The organism is Streptococcus sp. bf_0095 (assembly GCF_004166885.1).
Lineage (GTDB): Bacteria > Bacillota > Bacilli > Lactobacillales > Streptococcaceae > Streptococcus.
Window position 1 is genome coordinate 400,929 of the sequence record NZ_RCYU01000001.1, and the last position, 21,469, is coordinate 422,397.

Below are 21,469 nucleotides of genomic sequence, written 5' to 3' on the forward strand. Positions count from 1 at the left end.
CTTACAAGTTTTCCCAGTCGAAGTCTTCGGCATCTTTGCGAAGCAGTTCTTGAGCGTTGCGCAATTTTTCAGTAACTTTTACAAAGATACGGAAGTCATCAAAGATGGCATCCAATTTCTTGATGACATCAAGGTCTACCAAGTCACCATTTTGATCAAATGCTTGAAGAGAGTGAGAAAGCAAGAATTCGTCTGGAAGGACAGTGGCTTTGATTTCTGGTGAGTTCAAGATTTGACGAAGTTGCAATTGAGCACGAGATGAACCAAGCGTACCATAAGAAGCACCTGTAATCATCACTGGTTTGCTTAAGAGTGGGTAAATCCCATAAGATAACCAAGCAAGGGCACTCATCAAGACAGCAGGGATGGAATGATCGTATTCTGGTGTGCCAATGATGACACCATCAGCTTCCTCGATTTTAGCAGCAATTTCTAAAATAGCCTCAGGGACTTGTTTGTTGGCTGGCTTGTTGAAGACAGGGATATCTTTAATCTCAACCAATTCAATCTCTGCCTTATCAGCAAAATGCTTTTGCATGTATTGAAGTAGTTGGCGGTTTGTTGAACGTTTGGAGTTTGTTCCAACGATCGCAATAAGTTTTGTCATGGAAATTCCTTTCTGAAATTAAAATTACAAATAATCATGTAGCCCACTGGTATAGGCGAGGCGACCTGACTGATAGACTAGAATAGCATCCATGCCAGGTAAGGTTTCAACAATATTTAAAATGTTGGTCGGTTCTTCACCGAACAAGCGCGTGGTCCAAATCTCCCCATCCACTGATCGATCAGAAATAATCGTGAGACTTGCCAGTTCTGTTTCGACAGGATAGCCAGTTTGAGGATCAAAAATATGATGGAAGGACCGGCCGTCAATCTCAAGGTGACGAACATAGGTACCTGATGTCACAACGGACTTATCTGTAACAGATAGAACTAGTAAATGTTCCCCTCTTGGAAGCTGAGGATCTTGGATCCCAATTCGCCAAGGGCGATGACTGATAGGGTTTTGACCAAGGGTAAGGATATTGCCCCCCAAATCAATTAAAGCCCGCTCGATCCCCTGACTCCTGAGATAACTAGCTAGTAAATCCGCACTAAATCCCTTAGCTAAAGCACCTAGATCAATTTTCATCCCTTTTCTTTTGAGAAAAACAGTTTGTTGATTCGGATCTAAGCAAATCTGATGAGGGTCAATGACTGTTAGGGCTTGTTCAATTTCTACTTGATCAGGCTTCCTAGCATCTGAAAAACCAATTCTCCAGGTTTGGACAAGTGGACCAATCGCAATGTTTAAATGACTTCCTTGCGCCTGACTATGGCTAGTTCCTAGAGAAATCAGTGAAAAAAGATCTGGATGAACCTTTACGGGTTCAATGCCAGCTTTTTGATTGACCTCCATCAATTCAGAAGAAGAGTCATTGGCACTAAAGCGATGCTCATAGGATCGCAGGAGACTAAAGCAATCGGCCAGTATTTGGTCAGCTTGTTGATGAGAAATCGAAACGGTTATGGTGGAGCCCATTAGGCGTTCGGATCGACTAGTTAGTTCCACAAATAGTAAACCACCTTTCCAATATTCACCTACTTCAAGTTTATCAAAAAGAAAGCCATTTCACAATCCCCTCAAGCAAAATTATTGACATTTTTCAGGACTTATGCAAATGGATTTGAAAATAATATCACAAATTGTAAGCAAAAAATTTGGAAACGATATCATTTTCATGTTATAATTGTATGGTAAATAAAATTAAAGGTAGGATTTTTTCTATGAGTAAAATCGTAGTTGTGGGTGCTAACCACGCTGGAACTGCATGTATCAACACAATGTTGGATAATTTTGGAAACGAAAATGAAATCGTTGTCTTTGACCAAAACTCAAATATCTCATTCCTTGGATGCGGAATGGCTCTTTGGATTGGTGAACAAATCGACGGACCTGAGGGCTTGTTCTATTCAGATAAAGAAAAATTAGAAGCTAAAGGCGCTAAAGTTTACATGAACTCACCAGTTCTTTCAATTGACTACGACAACAAAGTTGTAACTGCAGAAGTTGATGGTAAAGAACACAAAGAATCATATGAAAAATTGATCTTCGCAACTGGTTCAACTCCAATCTTGCCACCAATTGAAGGTGTTGAAATTGTCAAAGGGAACCGTGAGTTCAAAGCGACTCTTGAAAATGTACAATTCGTTAAATTGTACCAAAATGCTGAAGAAGTTATTAAGAAACTTGAAGACAAGAGCAAACACCTTGAGCGCATCGCTGTTGTAGGTGGTGGTTACATCGGTGTTGAGCTTGCTGAAGCATTCGAACGTCTTGGAAAAGAAGTTGTCCTTGTTGATATCGTTGACACAGTATTGAACGGATACTATGACAAAGACTTCACACAAATGATGGCTAAAAACTTGGAAGACCACAACATCCGTTTGGCACTTGGTCAAACTGTTAAAGCTATCCAAGGTGACGGTAAAGTAGAACGCTTGGTAACTGACAAAGAAACATTCGACGTTGATATGGTTATTCTTGCTGTTGGTTTCCGTCCAAACACAGCTCTTGCTGATGGTAAGATCGAACTCTTCCGCAACGGTGCCTTCCTTGTAGACAAGAAACAAGAAACATCAATCCCAGGTGTATACGCTGTTGGTGACTGTGCGACTGTATATGACAACGCTCGTAAAGACACTAGCTACATTGCTCTTGCATCAAATGCGGTACGTACTGGTATCGTAGGTGCTTACAACGCTTGTGGACATGAGCTTGAAGGAATCGGTGTGCAAGGATCAAACGGTATCTCTATCTATGGTCTTCACATGGTTTCAACTGGTTTGACTCTTGAAAAAGCAAAAGCAGCAGGCTACAACGCTGTTGAAACTGGCTTCAACGACCTTCAAAAACCAGAATTTATCAAACATGACAACCATGAAGTTGCCATCAAGATCGTTTATGATCAAGATAGCCGTGAAATCCTTGGTGCTCAAATGGTATCACGTGACGCTGCAATCTCAATGGGTATCCACATGTTCTCATTGGCAATCCAAGAGCACGTTACAATTGAAAAATTGGCATTGACAGATCTATTCTTCTTGCCACACTTCAACAAACCATACAACTACATTACTATGGCAGCACTTACTGCTAAATAATGCATTCTATAGAAACGCTCATTTGGGCGTTTTTTTGCTGTTGTCTTACTCAAGAGCTGTGAAAAATAGTATAATAAAAGCAAGAAATCTGGGAGTTGAAGAGAATTTATGAAACAAAGTCAGCAAATCCAAAGAGAATTTCAATCGACCTCGAGATCTATTTTGTCTCAGGTTAGCAGAGGTGTTTTAGTAGGGCTTGTAGTCGGCGCGATTGTCTCGAGTTTTCGATTTTTTATTGAGCATCTCTTTCATATTGTACTGGGATTGTATAAGGATCTTGGAAGAAGTCCGATCAATTGGATCATCATCCTTTCGATGTATCTTTTTATTATTTTGCTAGCTAGCCAGCTCATCAAAAAGAACAAAAACGTTAAAGGATCTGGTATTCCTCAAGTAGAAGCAGAATTAAAAGGACTGCTACAGATAGACTGGTGGGCTACGCTTTGGCAGAAGTACATTTTAGGGATTTTAGCAATTGCTAGTGGTCTGATGTTGGGGCGTGAAGGACCCAGTATCCAACTTGGCGCCATGGGAGGAAAGGGGCTGGCTAAGAAACTTGCACTTAGTCCTGTAGAAGAAAGAGCCTTGATTGCCAGCGGTGCCGCAGCAGGTTTGGCAGCAGCCTTTAACGCTCCGATCGCTGGTCTACTCTTTGTAGTAGAAGAAGTCTACCATCATTTTTCTCGTGTCTTCTGGGTATCGACCTTGGCTGCGAGTTTGGTCGCAAACTTTGTCTCCCTCAATATTTTCGGTCAAACACCTGTATTAAATATGCCAGACCATATTCCCCATATCGATTTATCCAGCTATTGGATTTTCTTAGTCATGGGAATTTTTCTGGGCCTAACTGGTTATTTCTATGAAGTTGCTGTTTTAAATATTGGTCGGCTATATCAAAAGCTTGGTAGCTGTTTCAAGGTGACTGCTCCTTACTATCCACTCTTTGCCTTTCTTTTGATCCTACCGATCGGTTATTATTTCCCTCACTTATTAGGTGGTGGAAATCAGTTGGTTTTGAACTTAGCGCATGTCCCTCTTAGTATCCAGATGCTGATCTTCTATTTTGCGATACGATTTATTTGGAGCATGATTAGTTACGGTAGTGGTCTTCCTGGTGGCATCTTTCTTCCGATTCTAGCTCTTGGATCTGTTTTAGGAGCCTTGGTTGCGGCTGTTTTATTAAAGTTTGGTCTCATACATTCTAATCAACTTCCCTTGTTTGTCATTTTAGGAATGAGTGGTTATTTCAGTGCCATTTCAAAAGCGCCCTTGACAGCCATGATTCTAGTGACTGAAATGGTAGGAGATATACGAACCTTGATGCCGATTGGCTTGGTGACTTTGACAGCTTACATTACTATGGATCTGCTAAAAGGGGCCCCTGTCTACGAGGCTATGCTGGAACAATTGATGCCTGAGGTGACCAGCGGTTCAGATGTCTTAACCCTGATCGAAATTCCAGTATCAGAGAAAATAGCAGGCCGACAGGTTCGAGATTTAGATCTACCGAGAGACCTCCTAATCACAACTCATCAGCATAATGGAAAAAACAGTACGGTGCATGGTAGTACCCGCCTCTATCTAGGAGATAGCATCTACCTCGTGGTAAAAGAGACAGATATCGGCCGGGTGAAAGAATTACTCCTCTAATTCATTTTATTAAAGTTTTCTGACAATTATTGAAAAATGAGAAAATCTTTGCTATAATAGACCACGTAAAAAAAGTATCCAGGAGAAATTCTCATGAAAAAACTTGCAGTAGCACTCTTATCAGTCGCTTTATTAGCAGGCTGTGCTAATACATCTTCAAAAAATACAACTACAAATAGTTCCTCTTCGACAGTGAAATTGTCAAAAGAGGACCAAAAAGCCTTGGACCAGGCGACAAGTGAATACAAGGAGTTTGTGCAAGGACAAATTGATCAGTTGTTAAAAGATACAGAGGAATTTCAAAGAGTCCTCAAAAGTGGTGATTTAGAAGAAGCTAAGAAGGTCTATCCTTTGATTCGGATGTCTTATGAACGCTCTGAACCAATTGCTGAAAGCTTTGGGGAGTCTGATGTCAAGATTGACTTCCGTTTGGTTGACTATGTCGATGAAAACAAATCAGAAGAAGGATGGTCAGGCTTCCACCGTATCGAACGCATCCTCTGGGAACAAAATACAACCGAAGGCACTGAAAAATATGCGGAGCAATTGGTAAATGATATCAAAGAGTTGAAAGCTAAGATTGCGACAGTAGAAGTGACGCCAGATTTGATGTTGACAGGTGCGGTTGACCTCTTAAATGAAGTGGCGACACAAAAGATCACTGGGGAAGAAGAAATTTTCTCTCATACAGATCTCTATGACTTCCGGGCCAATATCGAAGGGGCTGAGAAGATTTTTGCACTCTTCAAACCTCTCATTGAGAAAAAGGATGCCAAACTAGTGAAAACCCTTGAAACAGAATTCAAGGCGGTGAATGACTTGTTAGACAAACATATGACTGATGATTCCAACTATAAATCATATACAGACCTAACAGAAGAAGATACCAAAGAACTAGCAGAAGCAGTTACAAAATTGGGAGAACCACTCTCTCAAATGGGAATCATTTTAAACGGTAAATAACAATGACAAAAGACGAAAAATTTTTTGAAAAGAAGATGGATCGTCGCGAATTTCTGAAAAAAGCAGGTATTGGGGGAGCAGGCTTAGCACTTGGTCTATCCGGTGCTTCTGCTTTTTTCGCTAATAAGGAGCAAGGCTCCAAAAATATCGCAGACGGTCAAGAAGAAATTAGCTTTTACGGCAAGCATCAGGCTGGAATTACCACCCCCATGCAGAAGAATATCTATTTTGTGGTGCTCGATCTCCGGACGACAGATAAAAACGAATTGATTCAGTTGTTTAAAGACTGGACAGATTATAGCCAGAAATTAGTCAATGGAGAACTGGTCAAAAAAGATGGATCCAACGCTCTCTTGCCTCCAAGTGATACTGGGGAAACAGTCGGACTAAATCCTTACCGCCTCACCCTAACCTTTGGTGTTTCGGCTAGCTTTTTGACCAAACTAGGCCTTGAAAAGAAACGTCCCAAACTCTTCCGGGATCTGCCAGCTTTTCCTAAGGAACAGTTGAGAGAGCAGTATACGGGTGGTGATATCGTTATCCAAGCATGTGCAGATGATGAGCAGGTGGCCTTTCATGCTGTCCGCAATCTGATTCGTAAAGGACGCAATAAGGTGACCATGAAGTGGAGCCAATCAGGATTTGCTGCTATTGGGGATCGCATGGAAACGCCCCGGAACCTCTTTGGCTTCAAAGATGGAACTGCCAATGTCACGACAGAGAAAGATTTCGATAAGGTCGTCTGGGCTGATAGTCAAGACTGGATGAAAAACGGCTCTTACATGGCTGTACGCCGGATTATCATGCATTTAGAGACCTGGGATCGTACCAACCTGCAGGAGCAAGAAAACACTTTTGGACGCTATAAAGAAAGTGGCGCACCATTTGGAAAGAAAAACGAGTTTGACGAAGTGGACCTCTCCCTTTTACCAGTTGACTCACATGTCCGTTTGGCTAAAGAAGTGGATCTGCCAATTTTGCGACGCTCTTATTCATACTCTGATGGGATTGATCCGAAAACGGGGCAGTTTGATGCAGGATTGCTATTTATTGCCTTTCAAAAGTATCCAGACCGCTTTGTGAAAATCCAAACCAATCTTGGGGCAGACGATAAGATGAATGAATATGTGACCCATATTGGCAGTGGCCTCTTTGCCTGCTTCGGAGGTGTGAAGGAAGGAGGGTACATTGGTCAAGACTTATTTGAATAAATTGTTAGTCGTCCTAGTAGCCTGTCTCTTTTTCATCGTGACTCCTGTTCAGGCCGAATCCTATAGTGATCTCTTTATCAAAATCACTGATGCAACGACAGCAGTTCGGGATAAGGACCAAGAAAAGGCTCACACTCTGGTCGCAGAGATAAAAGAGGAGTTTCTAAAGAAGGCCAATCATGATTCCAAGGCAGGAAAAGAAGTCCAGAAGAGTCTGGACTTGAAAGGAGAGATCACAGAAAAGCAGTTGGTGACCGTCTCCACTTCCTTGCTAGCCTTTGAAAAAGAGCAAAATCCAGTCGATCTGGATGCTGAAAAAGAGAAGCTAGAAACTCGCTTGCAACCTTACTTTGAGAAGCTTCAAGAGGCGATCACAGCAAAGGATCTCCAGGCGACACGAAAGGCTTATGCTGATTTAAACAACACCTGGACTCGGAATGAAGCCGTAGTCAGAGACCATAGTACTGCTTACTATGGAAAGGTAGAAACAGCTATCTCCTTCTTGAGAAGTGCCATCGAAACAGAGCCTACAAACTTTGACTCCATCCAATCTTCGTACAACGACTTAAAGAATGTACTGGATCAATTTATCAGTGGGGAAAAGATTGAGGAAACAAGCTCCAATCTGACTCTTTCAGACGGGATCAAGCTCCTAAAGAAAGCTCTGAGCCTCTTCCAAGCCAATGACACTAGCCAAGCTAGTCAAGTCATGAAGGAGTTCATTACCATTTGGCCAACGATCGAAGGCGATGTCAGCACGACCAATCCTGGTCTCTATACCAGAGTGGAAAGTCAAAGTCCAGTTATTATGGTCAAGGGAAAGGAAAGCAAGTACCAAAAGCAACTGGAAGCTCTGATTAGTGATCTATCAGCTATTGATACCACCGCCTCCTATTCGGCGGTTGACGCTATGTTGATCCTCTTACGCGAGGGAGTCGAAGCGCTATTGATTGTCATGGCTTTGGTGACAGTTCTCAAGTCAGCTAAATTGGTCAAAGGATTGAAATGGGTTTATGCAGGTGCTCTTCTAGGTATCCTGGCCAGTGCAGCCATTGCAGTCGCTCTTCAATTCTTATTCCCAGCTGTGACCTCGGCTTCAAACCGCGAGGTGATCGAGGGAGCGGTAGGAATTATCGCAGTAGGCATGATGATTGTCATTGGGATTTGGCTACATCGCAAGTCCTCCGTTAAAAAATGGAACCAATTCATGGAAAGTCAGATGAAGGCTGTGACAGCAACTGGAAGTTTCATTTCTATGTTTGCCCTCAGTTTCTTAGCTGTCTTCCGTGAGGGGGCTGAGACTATCCTTTTCTATGTAGGGATTCTCCCTCGTATTCGCTCCTTTGATTTCTTTCTAGGGATCGGCTTGGCACTCGCAGTTTTGGCCATTCTTGCTATTCTCATGACCAAGGCGAGCCATCTGGTCAAGCCACATAAGATTTTCTTCATCCTGACTTGGATGATCTATGCCCTGGCCTTTAAGATGCTGGGGGTGAGCCTGCACGCGCTTCAATTAACCAATATGCTTCCCAATCATATCTTGAGTAATTTCCCAACCATTGATTGGGCGGGGATCTATCCGAGCTGGGAAGTTCTTGCTTGCCAAGTTCTATTCGTTCTTATTGTCGGGATTGTAACGGTGAAGCAGCATGAAAAATGAAGATAGAAGGCTCACTATTGTAGAGCATTTAAGCGAGTTTAGACGACGCTTCATCGCTTGTATCCTTTGTTTTTTCGTTGTCTTTTGTGGAGCCCTCTTGTTTTCTGACCAGCTTTATGCCTTTTTGACGGCTGGATTTCGAGAGAAACTCTTTGTCCTTGGCCCTAATGACATTTTAAGCATCTACCTTCAGTTGGCGAGCTTAATAGCCTTTACCATCACCCTGCCCTTCACCCTCTTTCAAGTCTGGCAATTTGTAAAACCAGCTTTGAGAAATGGAGAAGCAGGAGCTATTCTGCTCTATGTGCCGGCCAGTTTGATTTGTTTCTTGCTAGGCTTACTCTTCGGCTATTATCTGGTTAGTCCAGCTATTCTCGAGGTGCTCTTGAAGTTGGGACAAGGCCAGTTTACCATCCAGTTAACGGCACAGAACTACTTGGCCTTCATCTTTCATACAACAGTACCTTTGGGTGTCTTGTTTGAATTGCCGGTCCTTGTAGCCTTTTTGACCTCGATTCATATCTTAACGCCAGACTGGTTAAGGCGCTATCGTCGAATAGCCTACTTTCTTTTACTAGTACTGGCAGTCGTCCTGACGCCAGCTGATTTTATCAGTGATTTAGCAATGACCGTGCCCCTTATCTTGCTCTATGAAGTGAGTCTGGGCATCAGTCGCATCATCTATAACCGTATACAAAAAAGGAGATAAATTATGGGAATTTTACGTGATATCGGTGCACCAGGACTGATTATTATCATCCTGGGAGCCCTCTTAATCTTTGGACCAAAGCGTTTGCCTGAGCTAGGGCACTCACTTGGGAAAATGTTCTCTGAATTCAAGTCAGCCGTCAACAATGGTGCTACTGAAAAAGAAGAGGACAAAGAAAAGACTGGTAAGACTGAAGAATAATAGCTTGCCTTTCATGATATTTTCTGACAGAACTATCTTTTGTTCTTTCATTTTCAATAATAGCAAAAGCAGGAGTAGATCGTTAAAACGATATCTAAGTATGAATCCTGCTTTTTGTTATTATTGAACCGTCTGAAAATTTTTGTAAATTACAAATTGAAAACAAATCAACTTTTGATAGCGTTTTCCTTGAATCTAAATTTGGCCAGGAGTATAATAGAGTGTGGAAAAAGTACATTAAAAAGGAGTGTGTCATGATGATCATTAGTGTGATTTTTGCTGTAGCTTACTTCTTGCTGGTTGCCCTTGTTGCGGCTCTTGTTTTCCGAGCGATAGGAAAAATATTTGAGCTCTTCGATGGCTACCTGATGTACCATTAAGAGATAAACAAGCCCACTCACTATGAGTGGTTTTTTACTATATGACGGAGATAATTATGAAAACGGAATATGAAAAGATGATTGCTGGCGAGTTTTACAGTCCCATGGATCCAGAATTGAGGAAGTTAGCACAAGAAGCTCGGACAAAGCAATTTGCCTTTAACCAAGAAGCAGACGGTGAGAAGCGGAGTCAACTTATAAAAAGTTGGTTCGGATCTACTGGAGAAAATCTATCCTTGCACCCCTTCTTGGCTTGTGACTATGGGGTCAATATCCACTTGGGAGAGAACTTTTATGCCAACTGGAACCTAACTATGCTGGATGTCTGCCCAATCAGGATTGGTAATAACGCCATGATCGGTCCCAATTGCCAATTTCTTACCCCTCTCCATCCCCTAGATCCGCATGAACGGAATGCAGGAAAAGAATATGGAGCTCCGATAACGATTGGAGATAACTTCTGGGCGGGTGGTGGAGCTATCATCCTTCCAGGCGTTACCTTAGGCGATAATGTCGTCGTTGGAGCAGGAGCAGTGGTGACCAAATCCTTCGGGGATAATGTAGTCCTAGCTGGTAATCCAGCCAGAATCATTAAGGAAATAGAGGTGAAAGAGTGAAGTTTTACTTTATCGGAGGACTCGGAAGTAACGAAAATCATATAAGCGAATTTGCTCACTGCTTTCCATACCCCATCACCTATCTAGATCCCTATAAGGTAAAGCTGGAATCTTCCCAAGATTTAGTAGATTGGTTTGAAGCACATGCGGATTCTAATGAAAAGACTTGTATCATTGCCCATTCACTGGGTGGAGACTTGGCTCGATACCTAGCAACCAATGTTCCACAAATTACCCACCTGATTTTGCTAGATGGTGGCTATCTTGACATGGAGCAGATCTTATCGCTGGAGCAAGAAATCGAAGAGACTCTCTCTTATCTGAAGCAACAGGTATTTCCATCTCTAGAGGAAGCTGTTGCAAGTGAACTTGGAGACACTTACAACCCTTCGCCAGCAACTATAAAGGCCATCCAATCCAGTTATCGTTGGAATCCTGAACTACATCATTATGAACTGGATTTGGATCCACAAGCCGTTCTTTCCCTGCTGAGACTCAGACGAGAGCTCCGATCTTTTCAAGCTCCACTAATAGATACCAAGGCCTTGTTTATCGGTCCTAAATACGAGGATGAGCCTGAATGGAGAGCTAGAGCACTTGAAAATTTAGATCCTTCTATTAAGAAGGTGCTCTTAAAGGATCTATGCCACGATTTTTATACAGCAGTTCCTGAGCTTGTCAGCAAAGAAATCATCACTTGGATTCAGATTTGTTCATAAATAACTCATATATAGAAGTTGTTCTATACAATAGTCTAGTAATTTCCGAACATTATTTATATAATCAGCATTCTATTTGAATCGCCTCCGTATCTTTGTTATAATCTTGAATGGAAACGTCGGAAGACGAAGTGATGATCCATCACGATTTAAAATTTAGAAACGAGATTTCAATCCGTATGTTAAACGAATTTCCAATCTTTGATTACGAAGATATTCAACTAATCCCGAACAAGTGTATTATCAAAAGTCGTGCAGAAGCAGACACGACAGTTCAGTTTGGTAAGCACACCTTCAAGCTACCAGTCGTACCTGCCAACATGCAGACCATCCTGGATGAAGATGTGGCCGAACAACTGGCTAAAGGGGGCTATTTTTACATTATGCACCGCTTTGACGAAGCTGGTCGCATTCCCTTTATCAAACGGATGCACGATCAGGGCTTGATTGCTTCCATTTCAGTTGGAGTGAAAGATTATGAGTACGATTTTGTGACTCAACTCAAGGACGATGCACCTGAATACATCACCATCGACATCGCTCACGGTCACTCAGATAGTGTCATCCAAATGATCCAGCATATCAAGAAGGAATTACCATATACCTTTGTCATAGCAGGAAATGTCGGAACTCCAGAGGCCGTTCGTGAATTGGAAAACGCTGGAGCAGATGCTACCAAGGTTGGAATTGGACCTGGCAAGGTCTGCATCACAAAAGTGAAGACTGGTTTTGGTACTGGCGGTTGGCAGTTAGCAGCCCTTCGTTGGTGTTCAAAAGCAGCGCGCAAGCCCATTATTGCGGATGGTGGCATTCGGACCCATGGAGATATTGCTAAATCCATTCGTTTTGGTGCTAGCATGGTCATGATTGGCTCTCTCTTTGCAGGTCATATTGAAAGCCCAGGGAAAACAGTTGAAGTAGATGGGGAATCCTTTAAGGAGTATTATGGATCTGCTTCCGAGTACCAAAAAGGGGCCTATAAGAATGTTGAAGGAAAGAAAATCCTTCTGCCAGCCAAAGGTCATCTGCAAGATACCTTGACAGAGATGGAGCAAGACTTGCAAAGCTCTATTTCCTATGCTGGAGGCTGCAAGGTTGCTGATCTCAAGCATGTCGATTATGTCATCGTTAAGAATTCTATCTGGAATGGTGACTCTCATTAAAACTACAATTACTTATTTATCTTGCGGATTGGCGCAAGGTCTCTACAAGGTGCCGGAACACCTAACAATAAGTAAGTCTTAGATTGATCCAGGTATACTTGGATTCTGTAGAGGCTTACTTGGTAAGTCTCTATTTTTTGTTCCAAACTGTTTAGGAGAAAACATGAAATTATTAGAAGAACGTATATTGAAAGACGGAAATGTCCTGGGAGAAAACATCCTCAAGGTCGATTCCTTCTTGACCCACCAAGTGGATTACCAGTTGATGAAAGAAATTGGGAAGGCTTTTGCGGAACGCTTTAAAGATGCTGGTCTGACCAAGATTGTGACCATTGAAGCTTCCGGAATCGCTCCTGCCCTTTATGTGGCAGAAGCTTTGGAACTTCCCATGATTTTTGCTAAAAAAGCCAAGAATATTACCATGAATGAAGGGATTTTGACAGCAGAAGTCTATTCCTTTACCAAGCAAGTAACCAGTACGGTTTCCATTGCTAGCAAGTTTTTAACACCAGATGATCGCGTCTTAATCATCGATGACTTTCTGGCAAATGGCCAGGCAGCTAAAGGCTTGATCCAGATCATCGAACAAGCTGGTGCCAGTGTAGAAGCAGTCGGTATCGTCATCGAGAAATCCTTCCAAGATGGCCGTGGACTGCTAGAAGAACTCGGCTACCCAGTTGTTTCACTTGCTCGTTTGGACCGTTTTGAAAATGGTCAGGTTGTATTTAAGGAGGCAGACATCTAATGCAAAAACAAGAAAACCATTCACAGGCAGCCATTCTAGGCTTGCAGCACCTATTGGCCATGTATTCAGGCTCTATTTTAGTACCGATCATGATTGCGGGAGCTTTGGGTTATAATGCCCAGCAATTGACCTATCTCATCTCTACAGATATCTTTATGTGTGGGGTAGCCACTTTCTTGCAATTGCAATTAAACAAATACTTCGGGATTGGTCTTCCGGTCGTTCTTGGGGTAGCCTTCCAGTCTGTGGCACCTCTCAGCATGATTGGAGCTAGTCATGGTAGCGGTGCCATGTTTGGTGCCTTGATTGTTTCCGGGATTTATGTGGTTCTGGTCTCAGGTTTCTTCTCTAAAATCGCTAACCTTTTCCCATCTATTGTGACGGGATCTGTCATTACAACCATTGGTTTGACTCTGATTCCCGTAGCGATTGGAAACATGGGGAACAATGCTGAAGAACCAACAGTTCAAAGTCTGATTTTAGCTGTGATTACCATCCTCATTATTCTGGTGGTTAACATCTATACAACTGGCTTTATCAAATCCATTTCTATTTTGATTGGGTTGATCGTTGGGACAGCCATCGCAGCTTCTATGGGCTTGGTGGACTTCGCACCTGTAGCACAAGCTCCAGTCGTTCACGTTCCAACACCGTTCTTCTTTGGAGCTCCTAAGTTTGAAATTACTTCAATCGTAATGATGTGTATCATCGCAACTGTTTCCATGGTCGAATCGACTGGTGTCTATCTTGCTCTTTCAGATATTACAAAAGATCCAATTGATAGCACGCGCCTTCGTAATGGCTACCGTGCTGAAGGATTAGCTGTCCTTCTCGGCGGTATCTTCAATACCTTCCCATACACTGGATTCTCACAAAATGTCGGCTTGGTGAAATTGTCTGGTATCAAGACCCGTCTTCCAATCTACTACGCGGCTGGTTTCCTCGTTCTTCTTGGTCTCCTTCCTAAGTTTGGAGCTTTGGCGCAAATCATTCCAAGTCCAGTACTTGGTGGAGCTATGCTAGTCATGTTTGGTTTTGTGTCTATTCAAGGGATGCAGATCCTTGCGCGTGTTGATTTTGAGCACAATGAGCACAATTTCCTCATCGCAGCTGTATCGATCGCAGCAGGGGTAGGATTGAACAACAGCACCCTCTTTAATGGCCTACCAAGTGCCTTTAAAATGTTCTTTGCAAACGGAATTGTTGTTGCCAGTGTCTTGGCTATCATTCTGAACGCCATCTTGAACCGTAATAAAAAATAATCTAAAAAACTGAGGATCCGTTAGATCTTCAGTTTTTTAATTCTTTTGACATTTAAGGAGACATATAGTAGAGTGGTAAGAGAAAATTTCAACTTGATAAGAAGAGAGTCCTACCATGTATCTAACCCATCATTTTAAAGAGCGCTTGCGCTTGTTTATCAGTCTATTTATCCCCCTCCTGGTCTATCAACTCGCCAACTACTCTGCTAGTTTTGTGGATACAGCCATGACGGGACAATACCATACCTTGGACTTAGCTGGAGTATCGACTGCCACTAGTCTTTGGAATCCCTTTTTCACTTTCCTGACAGGAATTGTCTCTGCACTAACGCCGATTGTCGGGCATCACCTAGGCAAGGGAAACAAAGATCGGATTGCTAGCGATTTTTACCAATTTCTTTATATGTCATTTGGTATGGCTGTTCTCTTAATAGGCTTTGTCTGGGGGATTGCGCCAATCATACTCAAGCAGATCGGTTTAGAAAATGTTGTTGCTCAGATAGCGATTCGCTACTTATATTTCCTTTCTCTAGGAATCTTACCCTTGTTGCTCTTTAGTATCGTGCGAACCTTTCTCGATACGTTGGGAATGACGCGTCTATCCATGTACTTGATGCTCTTGCTCTTGCCTTTGAATGCTTGTTTTAACTATATCCTGATCTATGGGGCACTTGGTTTTCCTGAGATGGGGGGAGAAGGAGCGGGTCTTGGAACCTCTCTGGCCTACTGGGTCTTGCTGGCTATTGCAGTTTTGATCTTGTGCAAACACCCTAAGTTAGCACCTTTTCAATTGTGGAAGCCACAACCTTATGATCTTAAAGGGATTAAAGAAGTATTGCACCTTGGCCTTCCAATCGGGGGAATTGTTTTTGCTGAAGTCATCATCTTCTCGCTTGTTGGACTGCTTATGGCAAAATTCCCATCACTCACCATTGCTAGTCACCAATCTGCTATGAACTTTTCAAACATGATGTATGCTTTCCCAGTTAGTATCTCAAGCACCATGGCAATTATTGTGTCTTACGAACTAGGAGCCGGAAGACCGGAGGTAGTGAAACAATATTGCCGTTTGGGACGATTGACAGCCTTTGGCTTTGCGATTGTCACCCTCGCCTTTCTATATACATTCCGCTTCCAACTGGCAGGCCTATACGGCAAGGATCCAGTCTTTGTGCAGCAAACAGCGATTTTCATGACCTATAGCCTCTTTTTCCAAGTAGCCGATACCTTTGCAGCCCCCCTTCAAGGGATTTTGCGGGGTTATAAGGATACAACGGTTCCATTCTTATTAGGAGTTTTTAGTTATTGGTGTATCTCTATCCCTCTAGGGATTTTCCTTGACCATGTGACCAACCTCGGTCCCTATGCTTATTGGATTGGCCTTATTTCTAGCCTTGCTGTTAGTGGTATTTGTTACCAGATGCGACTATGGCAGATTCAAAAGAAATACCAAATTTCCTAAAAGAGGCTGGGACAAAAGTCCTAGCCTCTCAATTGTCTTTGGATTATCGAGCAAAACGCAGTGGTTGAGTGGGCTCTACTACGCTGATTTCATTAGCTTTTATAGCCCTACTCAACTGTGCGGAGGTGGGATGACGAAATCGAATTCTAACGAATTACCGATTTCTATCCCACTCTCTTATTTAGTACGCATCTCACCTTGAGGGAAGTAGGTTCCTTCAGGCATATCATTGATAATGACATGAACAGCAGATTGGGGAGCACCTGTATTCCGAACGACAGCCTCGGTTACTTCCTTGGCCAAAGCTTTCTTTTGTTCCAAGGTTCGTCCTTCGAATAAATCAATACGTACAAATGGCATTGCGCCACCTCCTTCATAAATCTTAACCTTATTTTATCATATTTTATATGAAAAGGAGAAGTCTATGTAGATGTTGCGAGTATCAGTTTAATAACCATATAAAAATTTTTTACCAATTTTTAGTACCACCTACTTACATAACTTCACTTATTATGGTATAATTAATTTGTGAGAAGTGGTCTCTCACCGTGCGTTTGTCATTTTGTCAGGGAAATGATAAACGCTTTTTTTATTCTCAAATAACAAAAATGATGTGGCAACAGAGTTCATTTTTTACTAGTGCAAACAGGAAAAACAAGCCTCCGTAGAACTCATCATCCATAGCGCATCATTCATTCGTGAACCTCTCTATAAGTTGCCCTAATTTACTGCCCGTGTTATAATATAATGAAACACATTTTAGAGAGAACAGAAGGATAATGGCACAATTATATTATAAATATGGGACCATGAATTCAGGGAAAACCATTGAGATTTTGAAAGTGGCCCATAATTATGAAGAGCAAGGCAAGAGCGTCGTCATCATGACCTCAGCAATCGATACACGAGATGGAGTGGGAGTAGTTTCTAGCCGGATCGGTATGAAACGAGAAGCCATGGCCATTGAAGATGAGACGGATATCTTCGGTTATATCCAAAGTTTGGAAGAGAAACCCTACTGTGTCTTGATCGATGAAGCCCAGTTTTTGAAACGCCACCATGTCTATGATCTGGCAAGAGTCGTGGATGAACTGGATGTGCCGGTGATGGCTTTCGGCCTCAAAAATGATTTCCGAAATGAACTCTTTGAAGGTTCCAAACACCTCCTCTTGTTAGCGGACAAGATCGAGGAAATCAAAACTATCTGCCAGTACTGTTCCCGCAAGGCGACTATGGTCTTGCGTACCCAAGCGGGAAAACCCGTCTACGATGGAGAGCAGATCCAGATCGGTGGACACGAGACCTATATCTCGGTTTGCCGCAAGCATTATTTTAATCCAGATATTAAGCAAGAAAAGAAATCTTAAGGAGCAAACATGAATATCTATGATCAACTACAAGCTGTAGAAGACCGTTATGAAGAGTTAGGAGAATTGTTGAGTGACCCAGATGTGGTCTCTGATACCAAACGCTTTATGGAGCTTTCAAAAGAAGAAGCTTCCACTCGTGACACGGTGACAGCTTACCGAGAGTACAAACAAGTCCTTCAAAACATTGTCGACGCTGAAGAAATGATCAAGGAAGCAGGCGGCGATGCGGACTTGGAAGAAATGGCTAAGCAAGAGCTAAAAGATGCTAAGGCTGAAAAAGAAGAGTACGAAGAAAAACTGAAGATCTTACTTCTTCCAAAAGATCCAAACGATGACAAGAACATTATCTTGGAAATCCGTGGAGCCGCTGGAGGAGACGAAGCTCAGTTGTTTGCTGGTGACCTATTGCAGATGTACCAAAAATACGCAGAAAGCCAAGGCTGGCGCTTTGAAGTCATGGAAGCTTCCTACAATGGCGTTGGTGGGATCAAAGAAGTCGTAGCCATGGTTTCTGGTCAATCGGTTTATTCAAAACTCAAGTATGAATCTGGTGCCCACCGGGTGCAACGGGTTCCTGTGACAGAAAGCCAAGGTCGTGTCCATACTTCGACTGCCACAGTTCTGGTCATGCCAGAAATCGAAGAAGTCGAGTATGACATTGATCAAAAAGACCTTCGGATTGACATCTACCACGCATCTGGTGCGGGTGGACAGAACGTCAACAAGGTCGCAACAGCCGTTCGTATCGTCCACTTGCCGACCAATATCAAGGTAGAGATGCAGGAAGAACGGACGCAACAAAAGAACCGTGAAAAAGCCATGAAGATCATCCGTGCGCGTGTGGCTGACCACTTTGCTCAGATCGCCCAAGACGAGCAGGATGCTGAACGGAAGTCAACCATCGGTACAGGTGACCGTTCAGAGCGGATCCGGACTTACAACTTCCCTCAAAACCGTGTGACGGATCACCGGATTGGCTTGACCCTTCAAAAACTTGATACCATCTTATCTGGTAAATTGGATGAAGTGGTCGATGCTTTGGTCTTGTATGATCAAACTCAAAAACTAGAAGAGTTGAACAAATAATGTTGTTGGGACAATTATTAGCCCAGTATGAAGAAGCATTAATAGCCGTTGGAGAGGAAGCAGAAAGCCTCTCCTTCGCATATCGTGCTTTAAAAAATTGGACCTTTACGGACTTTGTCCTTGCCTTGCAAAAAGAAGTGGAAGCAGAGGATCAGGCCTTGCTGGATTCTATCTTTGAGCAGCTGAAACATCACGTCCCTGCCCAGTATATTATTGGGAGCGCAGAATTCTGTGGCCATGTTTTTACAGTTGATGAGCGCGTGCTGATTCCTAGACCTGAAACAGAAGAACTCGTTACCCTCATTCTTGAGGAAAACGATAAGGAATCCTTACGAGTTCTGGATATCGGAACTGGAAGTGGTGCCATTGCCATTAGCTTAGCCCTTGCTAGACCTAATTGGCAGGTTCAAGCCAGTGATGTGTCAGAAGATGCCTTGGAGCTTGCTCAAGAAAATGCCCAGCAGTTAGCAGCAGTTCTTTCATTCAAGTCTTCAGATATACTGGATGATCTAGAAGGTCCTTACGACTTGATTGTTTCCAACCCTCCTTATATCTCGCGGGACGATGTAGAAGAAGTTGGAGCTAACGTTTTAGCCTCTGAACCCCACTTGGCTCTCTTTGCTGATCATGATGGATATGCCATCTACGAAAAGATTGCTCAACAAGCACCGAGTGTATTAAGACCAGAAGGAAAAATCTATCTAGAAATCGGCTATAAGCAAGGTAACAAGGTAAAAGAGCTCTTTCAAACGGCATTTCCTGACAAACAAGTTCGAGTGCTGAAAGACCAATTTGGACAAGATAGAATGGTAGTAGTAGACAATGGATCCATTTGAGAAAGAATTAGAAACCGGACATGCAGTTGTCTTACCGACTGAGACTGTCTATGGCCTCTTTGCAAAGGCACTGGATGAAGCAGCGGTTGATCAGGTATACGCTCTAAAGCAACGGCCTCGTGAAAAGGCTATGAACCTCAATGTTTCCAGTGAAGAAGACATTCGATTTTATTCGAAAAATCAACCACCTTATCTATCAAAACTAATTGCAACCTTTTTGCCAGGACCCTTAACCATCATTCTCGAAGCCAATGAAGAAGTACCAGCTTGGATTAATTCTGGGATGGCTACGGTTGGTTTTCGGATGCCAGCTCATCCAAAAACATTGGAATTAATTCGTAAAGCGGGTCCCTTGATTGGACCTTCTGCCAACCTCTCTGGGAAAGCTAGTGGGACCCAGTGCCAGCAAATTCTTAAAGAACTTGGTCATGGAGTGATAGGACTTGAAGACGATAGCTTTCTAACTGGACAAGATTCGACTATTTTAGACCTTTCGGGTCCTAAAGCCCGAATCTTGCGTCAGGGTGCCATTACTCGTTCAGAGATCCTTGAGCGTGTACCAGAGATTCCTTTCTAGGAGGGAGTAGATGTTACGTAACCTTTTATTAACGGATGTGGAAGCTTTAAGTCGGATTAACACGCAAGCATTAGGCTACTCTTTTTCTATTGAGAAAACAGCCCAGCAACTAGTTAAATTAATCCAAGATTCCCACCATTTTTTCATCGGGTTTGAAGATGTTAAGTCGCATCAACTACTTGGTTATGTTCATGCAGAAGTTTACCAATCCCTCTACTCAGAACCTGGTTTTAATGTTCTGGCTCTTGCTGTTTTACCAGATCAGCAAGGAAAAGGCATCGGGAAAATTTTGCTTCAAGGATTAGAAGAAGAAGCCAAACGAAGAGGATACGCTTTTATTCGCTTAAACTCTGCTGACTACCGCACTGAGGCTCATGCTTTTTACGAGCATGTCGGTTATAGCTCTGATAAGCTACAAAAACGTTTTATTAAATTTTTTTAAAGGAGTAGATCTATGATTTTTGACAAAGAAGATTACAAAGCCTATGATGCTGACCTATGGAATGCCATTGCCAAAGAAGAAGAGCGCCAGCAAAACAATATTGAGTTGATTGCTTCTGAGAATGTCGTCTCTAAGGCAGTGATGGCAGCTCAAGGATCTATTCTGACCAATAAATATGCCGAAGGCTACCCTGGTCGTCGTTACTACGGCGGGACTGATGTGGTCGATGTGGTTGAAAGCTTAGCCATGGAACGCGCTAAGGAAATCTTTGGGGCTAAGTACGCTAATGTTCAACCACATTCAGGAAGTCAGGCCAACTGCGCTGCCTATATGGCCTTGATTGAGCCTGGCGATACAGTTATGGGGATGGATTTGGCTGCAGGAGGACATTTAACTCACGGTGCCTCTGTGAGCTTCTCAGGTCAAACCTATAACTTTGTGTCCTACAGCGTAGATCCTGAGACAGAACTTTTGGATTTTGATGCCATCTTAAAACAAGCCCAAGAAGTGAAGCCAAAACTCATCGTTGCTGGTGCATCAGCCTACTCTCAGATTATTGATTTCTCAAAATTCCGTGAGATTGCGGATGCAGTAGGAGCCAAGCTCATGGTTGACATGGCCCATATCGCTGGCTTGGTAGCGGCAGGTCTTCATCCAAGTCCAGTTCCTTATGCCCATATCACGACCACGACCACTCACAAGACCCTTCGTGGCCCTCGTGGAGGCCTGATCTTGACCAATGACGAGGAATTAGCTAAGAAAATTAACTCTGCTATTTTCCCTGGTATTCAAGGAGGACCGTTGGAGCATGTCATCGCAGCTAAAGCTGTAGCCTTCAAGGAAGCTTTGGACCCTGCCTTTAAAGAGTATGCAGCGAACGTCATTAAAAACAGTCAAGCTATGGCGGCTGTCTTCTTACAAGATCCTGATTTCCGTGTCATTTCAGGCGGAACTGAGAACCACCTTTTCCTTGTCGATGTGACGAAAGTCGTTGAAAATGGGAAAGTGGCGCAAAACTTGCTAGATGAAGTCAATATTACTCTCAACAAGAACTCCATTCCTTATGAAACCTTGTCGCCATTCAAGACCAGTGGGATTCGGATCGGTGCAGCAGCCATCACCGCTCGTGGTTTTGGAGTAGAGGAAAGCCGTACAGTGGCTGAACTGATGATCAAAACCTTGAAAAACGCAGATAACCCAGCTGTATTAGAAGAAGTGCGGAACCAAGTCAAAGCCTTGACAGACGCCTTCCCACTTTACGAGGACTAA

Annotated in this window: 23 protein-coding genes and 1 riboswitch; of the genes, 20 read left to right on the plus strand and 3 right to left on the minus strand. The window is 42.9% G+C overall.

Annotated features, from left to right (window positions below):
* Nucleotide 1 precedes the first annotated feature (1 nt).
* A complete protein-coding gene (locus EAI95_RS02020) occupies nt 2-607 on the minus strand; it encodes an NADPH-dependent FMN reductase (protein ID WP_006596326.1) in 606 nt (201 codons plus the stop codon).
* 24 nt (nt 608-631) lie between these two features.
* The gene (locus EAI95_RS02025; RefSeq protein WP_129822039.1) at nt 632-1,555 is read right to left on the minus strand and encodes an FAD:protein FMN transferase; all 924 of its coding nucleotides are present in this window, start codon (nt 1,553-1,555) and stop codon (nt 632-634) included.
* Between the two features lie 215 nt (nt 1,556-1,770).
* On the opposite strand from EAI95_RS02025, the gene EAI95_RS02030 reads away from it, so the two are divergent.
* The 14 genes from EAI95_RS02030 to EAI95_RS02090 all read left to right on the plus strand — a co-directional run bounded on the left by EAI95_RS02030 (nt 1,771) and on the right by EAI95_RS02090 (nt 15,889).
* Complete coding sequence (locus tag EAI95_RS02030) at nt 1,771-3,147, plus strand: FAD-dependent oxidoreductase (protein ID WP_125329400.1); 1,377 nt, start codon at nt 1,771-1,773, stop codon at nt 3,145-3,147.
* Between the two features lie 108 nt (nt 3,148-3,255).
* Complete coding sequence (locus EAI95_RS02035) at nt 3,256-4,797, plus strand: ClC family H(+)/Cl(-) exchange transporter (protein WP_129822040.1); 1,542 nt, start codon at nt 3,256-3,258, stop codon at nt 4,795-4,797.
* A gap of 93 nt (nt 4,798-4,890) precedes the next feature.
* Nucleotides 4,891-5,760 (plus strand): iron uptake system protein EfeO, encoded by an 870-nt coding sequence (gene efeO, locus EAI95_RS02040; protein ID WP_048691249.1) that lies wholly within the window; start codon nt 4,891-4,893, stop codon nt 5,758-5,760.
* Nucleotides 5,761-5,762: 2 nt separating this feature from the next.
* Nucleotides 5,763-6,971 carry an iron uptake transporter deferrochelatase/peroxidase subunit gene (gene efeB / locus EAI95_RS02045; RefSeq protein ID WP_129822041.1) on the plus strand — a complete coding sequence of 403 codons (1,209 nt, stop codon included), beginning with the start codon at nt 5,763-5,765 and terminating at the stop codon, nt 6,969-6,971.
* On the plus strand, nt 6,949-8,631 hold the full coding sequence (locus EAI95_RS02050) for an FTR1 family protein (protein ID WP_129822042.1): 1,683 nt from the start codon (nt 6,949-6,951) through the stop codon (nt 8,629-8,631). The genes efeB and EAI95_RS02050 overlap by 23 nt, the downstream gene beginning before the upstream one ends.
* On the plus strand, nt 8,621-9,340 hold the full coding sequence (tatC, locus tag EAI95_RS02055) for a twin-arginine translocase subunit TatC (protein WP_129822043.1): 720 nt from the start codon (nt 8,621-8,623) through the stop codon (nt 9,338-9,340). Before EAI95_RS02050 ends, tatC begins: the two co-directional genes overlap by 11 nt.
* Nucleotides 9,341-9,343: 3 nt before the next feature.
* Entirely contained in the window at nt 9,344-9,541 is a 198-nt protein-coding gene (locus EAI95_RS02060) for a twin-arginine translocase TatA/TatE family subunit (protein ID WP_048716047.1), read from the plus strand.
* A gap of 254 nt (nt 9,542-9,795) precedes the next feature.
* Complete coding sequence (locus EAI95_RS10080; RefSeq protein WP_023023285.1) at nt 9,796-9,921, plus strand: hypothetical protein; 126 nt, start codon at nt 9,796-9,798, stop codon at nt 9,919-9,921.
* Between the two features lie 56 nt (nt 9,922-9,977).
* The gene (locus EAI95_RS02065) at nt 9,978-10,538 is read left to right on the plus strand and encodes a sugar O-acetyltransferase (protein ID WP_129822044.1); all 561 of its coding nucleotides are present in this window, start codon (nt 9,978-9,980) and stop codon (nt 10,536-10,538) included.
* On the plus strand, nt 10,535-11,257 hold the full coding sequence (locus EAI95_RS02070; protein ID WP_129822045.1) for an alpha/beta hydrolase: 723 nt from the start codon (nt 10,535-10,537) through the stop codon (nt 11,255-11,257). Before EAI95_RS02065 ends, EAI95_RS02070 begins: the two co-directional genes overlap by 4 nt.
* Before the next feature lie 179 nt (nt 11,258-11,436).
* Nucleotides 11,437-12,420 carry a GMP reductase gene (gene guaC / locus EAI95_RS02075; protein ID WP_129822046.1) on the plus strand — a complete coding sequence of 328 codons (984 nt, stop codon included), beginning with the start codon at nt 11,437-11,439 and terminating at the stop codon, nt 12,418-12,420.
* A riboswitch (purine riboswitch) is annotated at nt 12,413-12,508 on the plus strand. It overlaps the preceding gene by 8 nt.
* Before the next feature lie 75 nt (nt 12,509-12,583).
* The gene (locus EAI95_RS02080) at nt 12,584-13,165 is read left to right on the plus strand and encodes a xanthine phosphoribosyltransferase (protein ID WP_129822047.1); all 582 of its coding nucleotides are present in this window, start codon (nt 12,584-12,586) and stop codon (nt 13,163-13,165) included.
* A complete protein-coding gene (locus tag EAI95_RS02085; protein ID WP_048691230.1) occupies nt 13,165-14,427 on the plus strand; it encodes a nucleobase:cation symporter-2 family protein in 1,263 nt (420 codons plus the stop codon). The genes EAI95_RS02080 and EAI95_RS02085 overlap by 1 nt, the downstream gene beginning before the upstream one ends.
* 115 nt (nt 14,428-14,542) lie before the next feature.
* On the plus strand, nt 14,543-15,889 hold the full coding sequence (locus tag EAI95_RS02090) for an MATE family efflux transporter (RefSeq protein WP_129822048.1): 1,347 nt from the start codon (nt 14,543-14,545) through the stop codon (nt 15,887-15,889).
* A gap of 177 nt (nt 15,890-16,066) precedes the next feature.
* On the opposite strand, the gene EAI95_RS02100 is transcribed toward EAI95_RS02090, so the two are convergent.
* On the minus strand, nt 16,067-16,249 hold the full coding sequence (locus EAI95_RS02100) for a 4-oxalocrotonate tautomerase (RefSeq protein WP_001117401.1): 183 nt from the start codon (nt 16,247-16,249) through the stop codon (nt 16,067-16,069).
* A gap of 419 nt (nt 16,250-16,668) precedes the next feature.
* Between EAI95_RS02100 and EAI95_RS02105 the strand changes: the two genes are divergently transcribed.
* The 6 genes from EAI95_RS02105 to glyA are packed head-to-tail and all read left to right on the plus strand — an operon-like array spanning nt 16,669 to nt 21,469.
* A complete protein-coding gene (locus EAI95_RS02105; protein ID WP_048716033.1) occupies nt 16,669-17,256 on the plus strand; it encodes a thymidine kinase in 588 nt (195 codons plus the stop codon).
* Nucleotides 17,257-17,265: 9 nt separating this feature from the next.
* Nucleotides 17,266-18,345, plus strand: coding sequence for a peptide chain release factor 1 (prfA, locus tag EAI95_RS02110; RefSeq protein WP_129822049.1), 1,080 nt, complete (start codon nt 17,266-17,268; stop codon nt 18,343-18,345).
* Nucleotides 18,345-19,181: a peptide chain release factor N(5)-glutamine methyltransferase gene (gene prmC / locus EAI95_RS02115; protein ID WP_129822050.1), complete on the plus strand. Its 837-nt coding sequence runs from the start codon at nt 18,345-18,347 to the stop codon at nt 19,179-19,181. The genes prfA and prmC overlap by 1 nt, the downstream gene beginning before the upstream one ends.
* Nucleotides 19,168-19,758 carry an L-threonylcarbamoyladenylate synthase gene (locus EAI95_RS02120; protein WP_129822051.1) on the plus strand — a complete coding sequence of 197 codons (591 nt, stop codon included), beginning with the start codon at nt 19,168-19,170 and terminating at the stop codon, nt 19,756-19,758. The genes prmC and EAI95_RS02120 overlap by 14 nt, the downstream gene beginning before the upstream one ends.
* A 10-nt stretch (nt 19,759-19,768) precedes the next feature.
* Nucleotides 19,769-20,200: a GNAT family N-acetyltransferase gene (locus EAI95_RS02125; protein WP_129822052.1), complete on the plus strand. Its 432-nt coding sequence runs from the start codon at nt 19,769-19,771 to the stop codon at nt 20,198-20,200.
* A 12-nt stretch (nt 20,201-20,212) separates the two neighbouring features.
* Nucleotides 20,213-21,469, plus strand: a complete 1,257-nt coding sequence (gene glyA / locus EAI95_RS02130) for a serine hydroxymethyltransferase (protein WP_129822053.1) — start codon at nt 20,213-20,215, stop codon at nt 21,467-21,469.